Here is a 13,227-nt window from a genome sequence, read left to right as displayed (position 1 = left end):
ATTTTCAGTTTAGTAGTGCTTTTAGTAGCAAATCTACACTATTATGACAATTGAATAAAAACTTATACGGACATACATAATGGCAAATTTACTTAGAACATTGATCTTAATCATGGTTGCGTCAGTCTTACTCACTGCTTCAAAGGCGCTTGGTTATGACCTTGTCGAACTTTCTCATATTCATTTAGCAATAACAGTCTTTATATATACAATTTTTGCACAAGCATTTGTGATGTTCTACTTCATAGGTGTTGCAAGACTAGTAAATAATATTGATCTAATTCTTCACTCTGAAAATAATCTTGCTGAACTTTTTGAAGAAGCTCCGGAAGATTTAGAACCGTATATTAAAAAAGTTAAGAGATTTGTTCACGAAGCTGATCTTTGTAAAAGACAAACTATCCCTTGGACAATTCTAATGCTTATCCTTGGAATGATAGGATTCTTACTCGGAGGAGCACACGACACAGGCCTTGTAGCAAAAACAACTCACTCCGGAGTAATCTACGGATTTATTGCTTCAATGGTAATTGGTTTTTTTAGACAGTGGTACTATCTAGGAAAGAGCCACGTTCTACTTCGTAAAGTAAAAGGACTCTTTGAAATTCCAGATGGACAAATGTAGAAATTAATCACACTTATTCATGGCCTTATCTAGAGGAGAACAATAACCTTTTCTCTTCTTGATTTTCTTAGTCACTTCCTCAGTTTTCTCATTAACATCCTCTTTTACAGCTTTGTTTGTACTAGAAGAACAAGAAGCAAATACGCCTACTAATAACGTTAAGCATAGAATTTTTTTCATAATCTTTTCACCCATATAAATACTTTATTTTTTCCAGGAGGGTTTCGTACCGTCCTAGTTCTACTTTCATAAATAACAGTGTCGTCGACTTCATTAACCTGGGCCATAAACTCTTTGAGCTTTGCTCTTGAAACATAGAGGTTATAATAATAGCCTCCAGGAACGGCGAGGCCTGGCTTAACGTTATCAACTTGAGTTACCTCATACTTTTTCAATAAGTCAGCAAGGTTTGTTCTAACTCTATCGGTATCGACAGACTTCATCATAACTCGGTAAACTTTAGTATTACCATACATCGAGTCTCTATAACCACGTTGTCTTAATTCTTCATATTCGGATTGTTCTAACCCTGCAATTTCAAAATCTTTTGGAAGAGAGTCCATTGACGTTAATACAACCTCTGACTCCGCTTCAAAACGAGACTCTTCAACGAGGACTTCTCCCAGCTGACTGGCTGAATCATCAACTTCTTCGATTGCGCCAATATTTAAAGGGAAAGATTTCTCCTCTACTTTCTCAGTAGACTTAAAAGTTAAATTCTTATCAAGCCATTTAAACTGTGGCTCATAAACAGAAATTTTATCTGTTAGATATTTTTCAAAGCTTTCATTTCCATATTTTAAAATATAGAAGAGACTTGTTCCAACTGCGAGAAGGACAAGAACTTCAGCTACAAATATAGCCTGCTTTCTGAGAGAGGCATTCTTTCTTATTTTTGATAAATTAAATTCTGGATGAAAAAGATCTTTCTTCATTTTTTCTAAGAAAATAGACCACTCATCATAGAGAGTAACTTCAAGAGAAGGCATTATTTCTTCATCATGACTTCCTCTAAAAATTTCTTCTAGATTATACTTTTCTTTTAAACCACTATACTTGTGATAAATATTTGGTGAAGCTTTGTTTCCAACTTGAAAAACATCGGAAAAATGGTCCTCATAGTGTGGATATACTTCTACAAAGAATACTCTAAGAGTTGAAGCGAGCTCTGAAACTCCCATATCTAATTGATTTGCTAATTCTAAAACAGAGACGTCGTTCTTAATGAAGATAAAACTTATAAATTTATCTCTCACCCATTGGAACCACGAAATAATTGGTCCTATCTTAGTATTTGAAGTTGCGTACTCAAAGCGCGCAGAAACCTGAAGAAGAGAAAGGCCATCCAAAAAAAACAGCTTCCAAAATTCTTCAAACTCATGCTGAAATCGCCCTTGCCAAGTAATTGATTCAATATTCAAACCAAGCCAAGAGCGAAACTCATCAAAATCTTCTTTATGAACTAAGATTTTTTCCATCTATTACAACTAAACCTTTTTAATTAAAACAGCGATTCCTTGTCCACCACCGATGCAAGCCGAAGCTATTCCAAATTCTCCCTTAACGGCATGTAATTGTCTAGCAAGCGTTAAAGTAATTCGAGTTCCTGAGGCTCCAAGAGGATGGCCAAGCGCAATTGCCCCTCCCCAAATATTTAACTTCGACTCATCTAACTCTAAATCCTTTACACATGAAAGAGTTTGGCCTGAAAAAGCTTCGTTAATTTCAACAAGATCAATATCTTTCAATTCCATTTTATTTGCTGCAAGTAATTTCTTAATCGCAGGACTTGGACCAATTCCCATAATTGTAGGATCAACTCCAACAACACATCCATCAACAATCTCAGCGATTGGTGTTAAATTATTTTCCTGACAGAATTTTCCTGACGCTAAAACAACAGCAACGGCACCATCAACAATTCCAGAAGCAGAACCTGGAGTTACGACCCCTCCCTCTTGAAAAGAAGCACGTAGCTTACTCATATCTTCAAGTGATGCATTTTCTCTCAAATGCTCGTCTTTCTCACAAGAGCCACGTTTAAGTTCAACAGGTGTAATTTCTCCCTGAAGGTGACCATCAGCATAGGCCTTAGTTGCTTTTTGATGGGATTGTAACGAATACTCATCGCATTGCTCTCTTGTAACATTAAATTTCTTTGAGAGCTTTTCTGCCGTTATACCCATTGGCGAATTCGTAAACTTATCAGTGAGAGAATCTAGGAGCATATCCACACTTTTAAGTGGTCCATACTTCGTTCCAAAACGGGATCCATAAGTTAAATGGGGAACGAGTGACATATTTTCAGCACCTGCTGCAAGAACACAATCGTGCTCACCAGTTTTAATCATTCTAAAACCATCAAGTATTGACTGAATACCCGACCCACAAAGTCGGTTAACATTATATCCAGGAACCTCTTCAGGGCAACCCAACTTTAAGGCCAAGTGTCTTCCTCCATAAATAGTATCAGTTGTTGAAGTTACAACATTACCTAGGATAACGTGCTGAATTTTTGAAGCAGAGAGGTTAATTTCCTCTAATGTTGCCTTCGCTGCTGTTACAGCGAGATCCACAGGAGAGATATCCTTTAATGATCCTCCGAACTTACCAAAGGGTGTTCTCTTACCGCTAACTAGATATATTTTACCTGAATCAATAGACGTCATATTTGCCTCCTTGTAACAACTGGTACTGATCTCGTAAAATTATAGTGTCGCAGAGTACGTATCTGCAAAACATTTTCTCGCGAGTCTAATTATGACAAATATTACCCATCTCAAGGCCACAAGGTTCAAAGAAGCTGAGGATAAGAGATATAATTCGGAATTAAAAAAGCTTAGAACTGAGCACGAGAATGAATTTGGTAAAGAAGTCAAAAAGAACGAAGCGCAAATATCACGACTAAGAAATGATTATGAGAAACAAATCAATGCTCTTGAGATAGAGCTTGAGCAAAAACTTACAAGTGTTCGCTCTAAGCAAAATAAGAATGTTGCAATGGAAAATGAAAGACTGAAAGAAGAACTTTCAAACTTAAAGAAAGCCCACGATGATCAAGTTAACGAAGTAAGAGAGGGCCAGGAAAGTGAAATCCAACACCTTGTTGAATCGCATAAAAATACTGTCGATAATGCCCGCCAAAGATATATGAAAGAAAAGATGAAGTGGGAAGACCAAGCCTAATAACCGGAGAATAAATCATGGACGCAAATAATAATACACCAAGTGGAGTCTTTATTAACGGTAAAGCGCAAATAATTGAAATGCTCCAAATCATGCCAGAAGAAGAGAAGGCAACTCTCTTTAGAAATATTCAAAAGAGAAATCCTCAACTCGCTGCTGAGCTCCTTGAGAAAAGTATTTCTTTCAATGATATTTATAAATTAAATGAATTTGATCTTCAGACTCTTTGTAGAAATGTTCATTCTGGTGTTTTTGGAGTCGCCATTCGCGCCTGTACACTTGAATTTCAAAAGAAAGCTCTTTCTACACTGCCAAGAGAATATGCCGAGAAATCTTATCATGCAATGAAGGCCAGATTAAATAACGAAAATGACTCTATTTCAAAAGCTAGAGAAAAAATTGTTCAAGTAATTGCGACATTAAATAGAAGACAGCAAATCAAACTAAACTAATTACTATATTTAGGAGAGATCAACTTAAAGACCTCTCCTACCTCTATATTCTTTAAGAGCTGTTCTCATATCTTTTTGTTCACCACTACTTAAATTTGCAATATCACTATCAGAAACTCTATGTTCACGCATAAGTTCATCAACATCACGTAGACGGTCCGTCAGCGTAACCATAATATTTGTTACCCATTCTGGACACTCTTTTAAAACCTTTCTGATATCTGTCTTCTTTATCATATAAACTTCTGTTTCTTCCAAAGCGATTGCAGACGCATATCTCTTCTCATCATTAAACATTGAAAGTTCACCGATAAAGTTCTTTTCTCCAATTGAGGCCAATGGATGAATTCCATTATCATCTTCTTTTATAAGTTGAATTTTTCCCTTTGCAATAATGTAGAGAAAGTTAGATTTTTCTCCTTCATGAAAGAGAACTGCACCTTTTTTAATTTTTATGACATCACTAAAGTTATCATTTTTAGATAAATCGTTCATCAACCCTTCCTTCTAGTGCGACCCCGTAACGAAGTCCATATGTAGAGATTTCAAACTGCGATATATTTAAATGCTTAGCGATCTCACTTGCCACAAGGGCTCCACCATAGATGCTGAAAGCTCTTTTCCCACATATAGGAAATTCTTCAAGAATCTCTGTAGAGGTTCTTTCTTTTAATTTTGTTAAAATATTCTCTAAGTCATCTTTAAAAAATACTTGTTCGTGAACTTTATTTTCATCGAATTTCTTCATACCCGAAAGAAGTGCAGCAAGTGTTGTCATCGTTCCTGCAACACAAACTAATTTATCAACTGAAAAATTCTCTAAATCAAATTCTTTAAAAATCTCTAACATTTTATCCTTGAATCGACCTTCAGCGAGCCAATCAGTCGCCCTAACAGAACCAACAGGAAGACTAATCGAGTTTAAAATTTTAAAATCTTTTAGCTCTACATTAATTAATTCTGTGGAAGCTCCACCAATGTCCATTATTGTGATTAGCGACGAATTACCATGAACACCTTTGGCGACGCCAAGAGCAGTGTAATAGGCCTCTCCTTCACCAGAAATTCTTTGTATTTTTAAACCAAGACTATCCTTAGCAGGATCTGCTAATTCATTAAAATTTGAAGCCACTCTTGATGCTTCAGTTGCGGTGACGATGACGTCAGGAAGATTAATTTTATAATTTGATAAAATTTCACAGTAGTCTCTAAGAGCATTTAATGTCGCATCGACTGACTCTTTTAAAAACTTCTTATTTATATCTAAATTCTTTCCCAAAGAGGTAATTCTTGAATGACTTTCTAGAGTTTTAAAAGAATGTCCTTCAACCTCTAAGACTAAGAGAAGACAACTATTAGAGCCAATATCAATACTTGCTCTTATCATTCTCTACCTGTCACCATTAATAGTTTTTCTTTACTCACAGGAGAAATCATTCCCTCTTCGCAAATAATTCCTGTTATACAATTAGCATCTGTAACATCAAAACTCGGATTTAAAGCTGTTGTTTCAAGAGGAGCTACCCTGTTACCTCTAATAGAAAGTATTTCATCTTGATCTCTCATTTCAATAGGAATCTCTATTCCTGTTTCTGCTGTAAAATCAAAAGAACTTGTGGGAGCAACAACGAAGAATGGTACTCCGTAATGCTTGGCCACGATACTAAGAGTTGAAGACCCAATTTTATTAGCGGTGTCCCCGTTTCGAACAATCCTATCAGCTCCAATAAAAATGGCATCAATTAATTTATTCTTCATAAGATAAGAAAAAGATCCTTCTACTACGATATCATGGGGGATTTCTTGCTTCTTAAGCTCATACGAAGTTAACCTAATTCCTTGCATATAAGGTCTTGTTTCAGAAGCGTAGACGTGTTCAATTCTATCATTTTCAAATAAGTGAGAAATTACGCCAAGGGCAGTTCCCATTGGACCACAGGCAAGATACCCCGTATTACAAAGAGTCATGATTCGGTACTTTCTCTTCCCTAACCTTTCTTCTAAGTCTTTCAGCGCAGTATTGGCCATAGACAGGTTATCTCTATGAATGAGCTCAAGTTGAGCATGCCCAAAATTCACAAGATCTACTTCTATTTTGTCTATGGTCTTGGCCTCAAAAGCTTCCTTAATAATTTCCATACAACGATCTAACTCATAGGCAAGATTAACTGCAGTAGGTCTAGAAGAGTTTAGATAGTCTGCTGCATTTTGAAATTCCTCAAAGCTCGCATCTTTCTTAGATCTTGCAAATAAGGCCATTCCAAAAATACCCGTAAAGCCAATAAGAGGAGCTCCCCTCACAACCATATCTTTAATTGAGTTAAAAGCATCTTCAACAGTATGATTTTCAATAATGACTTCTTCAAGAGGTAGAAGTCTTTGATCTAATAAATTTAAAACACCATTGTTCCAAGAGAGTGGTTTAATTATATTCTTCAATTAAATAATCCTTTTAATAGTTTATTAATCTTCTTCTTCCCATCTTCATTTAAAAGCTTCTTTATTTGCTTCTTCGCTTGAACTTTCACTGCTGTTTTTGAAACTTTCTTAAGAGTATATTCAATATCAGGTTTCAAAGAAAATCCCTTCCCAACAAGTTTTAATGGGACAATATTCGTTCCGATTTCTTTCGTTAATACTTTCGAAATCTTTCCCGAAAGATCTCTATAATTCACATTAAAAACACTATTCTTAGTCGGTAGAGGACTTACATTTCCATTTCCAGTAATTTCAAGATACTTCTTTGCATCTATAAACTTTGTAGATTTGATTGAGTACATCGAGTCTGTAAATCTTCCATTTAAAGAAAGGCTTGAAAACTTTCCATCTACATCAATCTCTTTACCTGCATACTTTTCCCCCAGCTTTGGAATAGAATTAAGTATTGGCTTTACATAATCTCCAATATTTATATCTTTTAATTCACCATTTACTGCCTTAACATTTGTGAGAACATCATAACTTGCCCCTTTAGCCCCTACTGTAAATTTCCCATTTGCCTTACCTGAAAAGACTCCTAGAACTGCAGAGAGAACATTCTTTGGAAGAAATGGCTTCAGAGCAATAAGATCAAAGTTTTTTAAATCAAAATCAAAAACACCTGTTGTTGCGTTCTTTCCTAAGCTTACGACTGCAGATGAAGAACCACTACCACTTGAGAAATGAAATGTCGTATCGCTTACTTCGATCTTTTTTGGAGAGAGATTTATCTTTGATTCTAATGAAAATGGTTTATTTCCAATTTTAACATTATTCATCTTAACGGTTAAATCTCCAGGAGGAATGATGATTGGTGCCGAGGCTGGAGCCGTATTCTTCACTTGCTCAGCTTCCCTACTTGAAGAATCTACTTCTGCAGCAGAAGTGCTTTGAGAACCACTATAGAGCATCTCTTGAATAAGGTTTTCAGTAAGAGAAATATTTTGAATATTTAGAAGAGTATTACTCTTTGGAAGATTTTTTTCTGTTGGCAGATTATTTAAATCAATAGTCATCACGTTTTGAAATATTATCGTTCCATCTAAAACTTTTGCTTCAGCTTTCGCCTTGAAACTCTTATTGACGAGAGAGCCTGCCAAAGTAGTTCTGGTTGTAAAGTTCTTATCTACATAAGTAAGGTTTGGGCCTAGAGAGAAATTCAGATTGGGTGTAATAGTTCCCTTCTTACTTACACTCACACTTCCAGATAATTTAATACTACTTGTTTTAGGGTCCAGGGAGCTAATACTTATTCCACTAATAGTTAATAAGTCTTTAAGAATTAACTCTGTATCAATTTTATCAACCCTAACTCTCCCACTATCAATATTGATCTTCATCGCAATTCTATTCTTATCAAGAAAAGTTATATTTGAATCTACAAGAACTTTTCCATTTTTCTCAATAGCAGTATTAATCTCTGCTTTTATTTCTGGAAGAGTATTCTTAATTCCAGGGACTTTCATATTTTTAATTTTTAGAACTGAAACTGTTTCTATTTTTTGCTTTGAAATAATTTCCGTTAAATTAAATTGTCCAATTAGAAGTGCATCTAAATTAAGTGATTCTCCTGATTTCATTTTATAATCTAACTTAGAACTTATTTCGTAAGCACTAGAGTTTTTTATACCAATCTTTTTAAAGAGAACCTTTTCTAAGGTTACACTTCCCTTACTACTATCCTTGAGTTCATAATGAAGAATCAAATTTTTAATATTTAAACTTGCGGTACTATTTAAAAGAAAAGTAGGAATACCAATTGTTGCAGCTTTTGAAATATCCTCTGTTGCTTTTTTTCCAGCATCTTTCTTTGAAGCTTTCTTAATTGGGCCCTCTAAGGCAATGCTCCAATTATTTGATTTCTCTGTTTCAATATAATGTATATTTGGAGAATTTAAAGAGATTGTTAAATCTCCTCCACCAGTTAAAATGGAGAAAATAGGAACATCAATTGTTAAATTTTCAAGTGAAGCAAGATTATACTTCGGCCCATGAATTGAGAGACTATCAACATTTACTTTTATGGAAAAACCAAAATTAATTTCCGTTTTTCCAAGTTCTATCTTTGATTTTGGAAAAGTCTTCTTAAGAAATGTTAGCGACATTTCTCTAACTTTTTCGGGTGTCACTAATGATTTTGCATAGAAATAGGCCCCAACAAAAGTTCCAAGACACAGAACACCTATAATAGAGGCTATAATGACTAGCTTTTTTGACTTCATGCTTCAATTCCTTTTGAGTATTGCTAGAAGTCATTATCACAATTTAGAGGGGTTGGGTCAAACACTAATACTAGGTGCTTGACCAAAGAAGGTGGTTACTAGGCAAGTACTAGAGGAGCAAATTTCACGAGGAACTTCTTGCGAGCTCCATCGGAAAATTTAATTGAAACTTTCTCGTCTGGACCAAATCCACTTGAATCAAGAACAGTCCCCTCACCATAGAGAGAATGAACAATTCTTACGCCTTTTGGAAATTTTGCCTTAGGTGCTCTATTCTCATCTTCGTATGAAGCGACCTGAAACACAGCTTCATCATCAAACGATTGATCTTGATTGAAATCATCGAAGTCATTTCCATCGCCCCAAGAACTTCCAGTAGTCATAGTTCCACCACTTGGCTTCTTCCATTGGTAGAATTTATCAGGAATTTCATTTAAGAATCTACTCGGTCCATTAAAGCGCAACTGACCAAAGAGCATTCGTCCTTGAGCAAAAGTTATATAAAGCTTCTCCATTGCTCTTGTCATTGCCACATAGAAGAGTCTTCTCTCTTCTTCTATAGCAGTCTCTCCATTTTCAAGACTCTTATAGCTCGGGAAGATATTTTCCTCAGCTCCTGTTACAAAGACGTAGAGAAATTCAAGTCCCTTGGCTCCGTGAATAGTCATAAGAGAAACTTCACCAGTATTTGTGACTTCGTCACTTTCACTAGTGGTATCTAAAGTAATCGTTTCGAGAAAATTTATTAGAGTCGGGGCCTTATTTGATTCTTCATACTGCACAAGTGCACTCTGAAGCTCTTCAAGATTTTCCATTCGAGCTTGTGATTCATAATCTTTACTAGACTTTAAAAACTCCCAATAACCTGATTCGTGAAGAAGCTTTTCATAAAGAGAGCTTGGAGCAACTGAATCAACAGATACCTTCACTTCATTTATAAGAGTTACCAGGTGATTGAGGGCCGACTTAACTTTAGCTGATAATCTAATATGCTTATAGTCTTCTGGATTTGAAACGACGGTATCTAACATCTCCCAGAGGGAGCAACCATTTGTAACAGCTTCATTCTCTAATTTACGAAGAGTCGTCGCACCAATACCTCTCGCTGGAACATTTATAATTCGGCTTAAGGCCAAAGAGTCCTTTTCATTAACTACAACTCTTATATAGGCGATTAGGTCTTTAATTTCTTTTCTTTCATAGAACTTTACACCACCAACAACCCTGTAAGGAATATTACTCTTTCTTAAGTAATCTTCAATAAGTCTAGATTGAGTATTCGTTCTATAAAATACTGCCATCTCTTTGTGAGGGTGCCCTTCTTTTGAAAGAGTTTTTATTTTATCTGCAATAAACTCTGCTTCTGTCTTATCGTTGAAACACTCTATAATTTCGATGTCCTCACCATGGGGATTATTCGTCCACATCTCCTTCCCTTTTCTTTGGGAATTTCTAGCGATGACATGAGTGGCTGCCTCAATAATATTCTTACTCGATCTATAGTTTTGCTCTAGCTTTAAAATTTTCGCATCAGAAAACATCTCTTCAAAGTCTAGGATATTTCTTATATCTGCTCCACGCCATGAATAGATAGATTGATCTTCATCTCCTACTACGCAGACGTTACGAGATTTTTCACTAAGCATTTTAACTAATTCAAACTGGGCCCTATTAGTATCTTGATACTCGTCTACCAATAGGTATTTAAAGCGTTCTTGATACCTCTTAAGCACATCTGGAAATTTTTCAAAGAGCTGAATAACCCCTGTAATTAAGCTTCCAAAATCTACTGCATTCGCCTTATGAAGTTCTGCTTCATACTCTTGATAGAAAGTGAAAAAAGAATCACTCTCATCTATTTCATAATCACACTCAGAAATATCTCTTCCAGGATAGTGTCCATGATTTTTTAAATCATCCATATAGTAGAGAATTTCAAATGGAGAAATCTCTTTTGTAGATATTCCGTGACGACCAAGAATTGCCTTAGCAACGGCCTTCTGTTCAGATGTATCATAAATAGTGAAGTTCTTAGAAAGTCCTAAGTAATTCGCTTCACTTCTAAGTATTCTCGCGCAAAAAGCGTGAAAGGTCGTAATTTGTAGAGAGCCAATATCTGCTTCAACCATTGTGCTAATACGCTCACGCATTTCTCTGGCGGCTTTATTAGAAAATGTGAGAGCTAAGACCTGGAATGGACTAACGTGCAACTCTTCTAAAAGATAAGCTATTCTTGTGACTAAGGTCTTCGTCTTTCCTGAGCCCGCTCCGGCCAAGATCATTACTGGACCGTCAGTTTTTAAAACTGCTTTTCTTTGTTGTTCATTTAATCCATTTAAGTCCATATTACTCAACCGTTACTGACTTCGCTAAATTCCTAGGCTTATCAATATCTGTTCCTTTATATTTTGCAATATAATAGGCCAATAATTGATTTACAATATTGATATAGATTGGAGAAAGTTCCTCAAGCCCATCAAAGTCTATTCCAAAGTAGTAGTCAGAAAGTTCTGCTAACTCTTCATGATCTTTAGGGCCAATTGTGAGAATCACTCCCTTTCTAGCTTTAATCTCTTGAATATTTGACACTGTCTTTTCAAATAACTCTGGGCCTACAAGTGCAACATTAACCATATCTTCATCAATCATCGCAATTGGACCATGCTTTAACTCACCAGCGGCGTAGCCTTCTGCATGAACGTAAGCAATTTCTTTAAGCTTAAGTGCTCCCTCTAACGCCACAGGAAAGTAAATACCTCTTCCTGTATAAAAGAAGCCTTTATGGTTATAAATAGACTCTGCAATATTTTTAATTTCTTCTGATCTTGAAATAAGATGATCAATTTTTTCAGCAAGTAGAGAAAACTTAGCAGTAAGCTTCACTCTAGATGCTTCCTCATTCATCTCTTTACTTAAGGCAAGTGATAATAGTCTTCCTGTTAACACTTGTTGGGTGAAAGCCTTTGTTGAAGCAACTCCAATTTCCATTCCTGCTCTAATTAGTAAGTTATTATCACAATTTCTAAAGAGAGTTGATCCATCAACATTTACAATTGAAAGTGTTTTAATGTTGTTCTCTGTACATAATTCTTGAGCTGCCAGAGTATCAGCAGTCTCACCTGATTGAGAGATAAAGAGACCACTCTCACCTTCTTGAAGAAGAGGCTTTCTATATCTAAATTCACTTGCAAGCTCAGGAGAACAAGGAATTCTATTATAGGCTTCTAAGAAATCTCTTATTAAAAGACCCGCGTAGTAAGCAGTTCCACAGGCAGTCATATGAAATTTACTAGGAACAAACTCACCTGCTTTTAATAAACTCTCTAACCCTTCTCCGTGAAAATAGAACTGAGTAAGAGAGCGAATAAGCTCTGGCTGTTCGTGAATTTCTTTAAGCATAAAGTGCTCAAATTCACCCTTATCTGTAGGCCCTACAGACATATCTTGTTTTTTAGACATGTAATTCTCTGTTGGATTTCCCTCAGAATCATAGAAGTTAATTAAGTTTTTATTCTTAGCGCTTAAATGGCAGAGAACATTATCAGCAGGAAAGTAAAGTCTAGAGGCCATACCAGCGAGAGCGTATGGATCAGAAGAAACAAATGCTTCTGAGTCCACAGTATTTATTCCACAAACAAGCGGCGCACCTTTTTTAATAGACATAATTTCAAAGACGTCTTTATTTAAAACAACAAAAGCAGAATTTCCTTCAACTAATGAAAAGCTATCGAGCATTGCTTGTTTAAAACTTTTTCCTGTAGCAAGCTCTCTTGTTAAAAGAGAGAGAAAGACTTCTGAATCTGTTTGTGATTGAAATTCATATCCCCCGGCCGCGAGTTCTTTTCTAAGAGCTGATGCATTTTCAATTATTCCATTATGAACAATAGAAATATGATCTTTCATATGTGGATGTGAATTTGTATCATTCACTTCCCCATGAGTGGCCCAGCGAGTGTGCCCAATACACATTCTCGCCTTAAAGTCCTTGCCTTCTAGGAGTCCTTTTAAATTATCTAGCTTTCCACTTTTCTTATATATTTGAAGTTCATCACTTTCATCAATAAAGCTGACACCGGCTGAATCATAGCCACGATACTCTAATCTTCTTAGACCTTCTAAAACAATATTAACTGAATCTTTAGGACCAATATGGCCAACAATTCCACACATATATCTTCCTTGGTACGCTACGCGCCATTAAACAAATTATAATCGAATGAAGATATCACCTTGGAGGGCTTTTTGCCAATTCAGAAGGCCTCTA

At 35.8% G+C, this 13,227-nt stretch carries 12 protein-coding genes; 3 read left to right on the top strand and 9 right to left on the bottom strand.

From position 1 onward, the window contains the following. Positions 1–79: 79 nt before the first annotated feature. Positions 80–625, top strand: a complete 546-nt coding sequence (locus CES88_RS09475; protein ID WP_290733738.1) for a hypothetical protein — start codon at positions 80–82, stop codon at positions 623–625. Between the two features lie 3 nt (positions 626–628). On the opposite strand, the gene CES88_RS09470 is transcribed toward CES88_RS09475, so the two are convergent. From CES88_RS09470 to CES88_RS09460, 3 genes are read right to left on the bottom strand one after another with little or no spacing between them, the layout of a single operon-like run. Continuing rightward, positions 629–805, bottom strand: coding sequence for a hypothetical protein (locus CES88_RS09470; protein ID WP_290733736.1), 177 nt, complete (start codon positions 803–805; stop codon positions 629–631). Then, a complete protein-coding gene (locus CES88_RS09465; RefSeq protein ID WP_290733734.1) occupies positions 802–2,103 on the bottom strand; it encodes a hypothetical protein in 1,302 nt (433 codons plus the stop codon). Before CES88_RS09465 ends, CES88_RS09470 begins: the two co-directional genes overlap by 4 nt. A 9-nt stretch (positions 2,104–2,112) precedes the next feature. Then, the gene (locus CES88_RS09460; protein ID WP_290733732.1) at positions 2,113–3,294 is read right to left on the bottom strand and encodes a thiolase family protein; all 1,182 of its coding nucleotides are present in this window, start codon (positions 3,292–3,294) and stop codon (positions 2,113–2,115) included. Positions 3,295–3,385: 91 nt separating this feature from the next. Here CES88_RS09460 and CES88_RS09455 point away from each other — a divergent pair, with 91 nt between their 5' ends. Next, positions 3,386–3,811 carry a hypothetical protein gene (locus CES88_RS09455; protein ID WP_290733730.1) on the top strand — a complete coding sequence of 142 codons (426 nt, stop codon included), beginning with the start codon at positions 3,386–3,388 and terminating at the stop codon, positions 3,809–3,811. A gap of 17 nt (positions 3,812–3,828) precedes the next feature. Continuing rightward, positions 3,829–4,263, top strand: coding sequence for a FliG C-terminal domain-containing protein (locus CES88_RS09450; protein ID WP_290733728.1), 435 nt, complete (start codon positions 3,829–3,831; stop codon positions 4,261–4,263). Between the two features lie 24 nt (positions 4,264–4,287). Here CES88_RS09450 and CES88_RS09445 read toward each other — a convergent pair whose 3' ends face one another. The 6 genes from CES88_RS09445 to glmS form a co-directional block, all read right to left on the bottom strand. Beyond that, complete coding sequence (locus CES88_RS09445) at positions 4,288–4,758, bottom strand: cyclic nucleotide-binding domain-containing protein (RefSeq protein ID WP_290733717.1); 471 nt, start codon at positions 4,756–4,758, stop codon at positions 4,288–4,290. Further along, positions 4,742–5,650: a hypothetical protein gene (locus tag CES88_RS09440; protein ID WP_290733715.1), complete on the bottom strand. Its 909-nt coding sequence runs from the start codon at positions 5,648–5,650 to the stop codon at positions 4,742–4,744. Before CES88_RS09440 ends, CES88_RS09445 begins: the two co-directional genes overlap by 17 nt. Then, the gene (gene mtnA / locus CES88_RS09435; RefSeq protein ID WP_290733713.1) at positions 5,647–6,702 is read right to left on the bottom strand and encodes an S-methyl-5-thioribose-1-phosphate isomerase; all 1,056 of its coding nucleotides are present in this window, start codon (positions 6,700–6,702) and stop codon (positions 5,647–5,649) included. The genes CES88_RS09440 and mtnA overlap by 4 nt, the downstream gene beginning before the upstream one ends. Then, positions 6,699–8,963 (bottom strand): hypothetical protein, encoded by a 2,265-nt coding sequence (locus CES88_RS09430; RefSeq protein ID WP_290733710.1) that lies wholly within the window; start codon positions 8,961–8,963, stop codon positions 6,699–6,701. Before CES88_RS09430 ends, mtnA begins: the two co-directional genes overlap by 4 nt. Positions 8,964–9,061: 98 nt before the next feature. Then, positions 9,062–11,308: a UvrD-helicase domain-containing protein gene (locus CES88_RS09425; protein ID WP_290733708.1), complete on the bottom strand. Its 2,247-nt coding sequence runs from the start codon at positions 11,306–11,308 to the stop codon at positions 9,062–9,064. 1 nt (position 11,309) lies between these two features. Beyond that, positions 11,310–13,133 (bottom strand): glutamine--fructose-6-phosphate transaminase (isomerizing), encoded by a 1,824-nt coding sequence (glmS, locus tag CES88_RS09420; protein WP_290733706.1) that lies wholly within the window; start codon positions 13,131–13,133, stop codon positions 11,310–11,312. Between the last annotated feature and the right edge of the window lie 94 nt (positions 13,134–13,227).

The organism is Halobacteriovorax sp. JY17 (assembly GCF_002753895.1).
GTDB lineage: Bacteria > Bdellovibrionota > Bacteriovoracia > Bacteriovoracales > Bacteriovoracaceae > Halobacteriovorax.
This window is presented reverse-complemented; position numbering and strand designations above follow the sequence as displayed.

Coding starts and splice junctions, on each gene's coding strand:
- CES88_RS09450 (WP_290733728.1), top strand. CDS start 3,829: ATGGACGCAAATAATAATACACCAAGTGGAGTCTTTATTAACGGTAAA.
- CES88_RS09455 (WP_290733730.1), top strand. CDS start 3,386: ATGACAAATATTACCCATCTCAAGGCCACAAGGTTCAAAGAAGCTGAG.
- CES88_RS09460 (WP_290733732.1), bottom strand. CDS start 3,294: ATGACGTCTATTGATTCAGGTAAAATATATCTAGTTAGCGGTAAGAGA.
- CES88_RS09430 (WP_290733710.1), bottom strand. CDS start 8,963: ATGAAGTCAAAAAAGCTAGTCATTATAGCCTCTATTATAGGTGTTCTG.
- CES88_RS09465 (WP_290733734.1), bottom strand. CDS start 2,103: ATGGAAAAAATCTTAGTTCATAAAGAAGATTTTGATGAGTTTCGCTCT.
- CES88_RS09425 (WP_290733708.1), bottom strand. CDS start 11,308: ATGGACTTAAATGGATTAAATGAACAACAAAGAAAAGCAGTTTTAAAA.
- CES88_RS09445 (WP_290733717.1), bottom strand. CDS start 4,758: ATGAACGATTTATCTAAAAATGATAACTTTAGTGATGTCATAAAAATT.
- CES88_RS09475 (WP_290733738.1), top strand. CDS start 80: ATGGCAAATTTACTTAGAACATTGATCTTAATCATGGTTGCGTCAGTC.
- glmS (WP_290733706.1), bottom strand. CDS start 13,133: ATGTGTGGAATTGTTGGCCATATTGGTCCTAAAGATTCAGTTAATATT.
- CES88_RS09440 (WP_290733715.1), bottom strand. CDS start 5,650: ATGATAAGAGCAAGTATTGATATTGGCTCTAATAGTTGTCTTCTCTTA.
- CES88_RS09470 (WP_290733736.1), bottom strand. CDS start 805: ATGAAAAAAATTCTATGCTTAACGTTATTAGTAGGCGTATTTGCTTCT.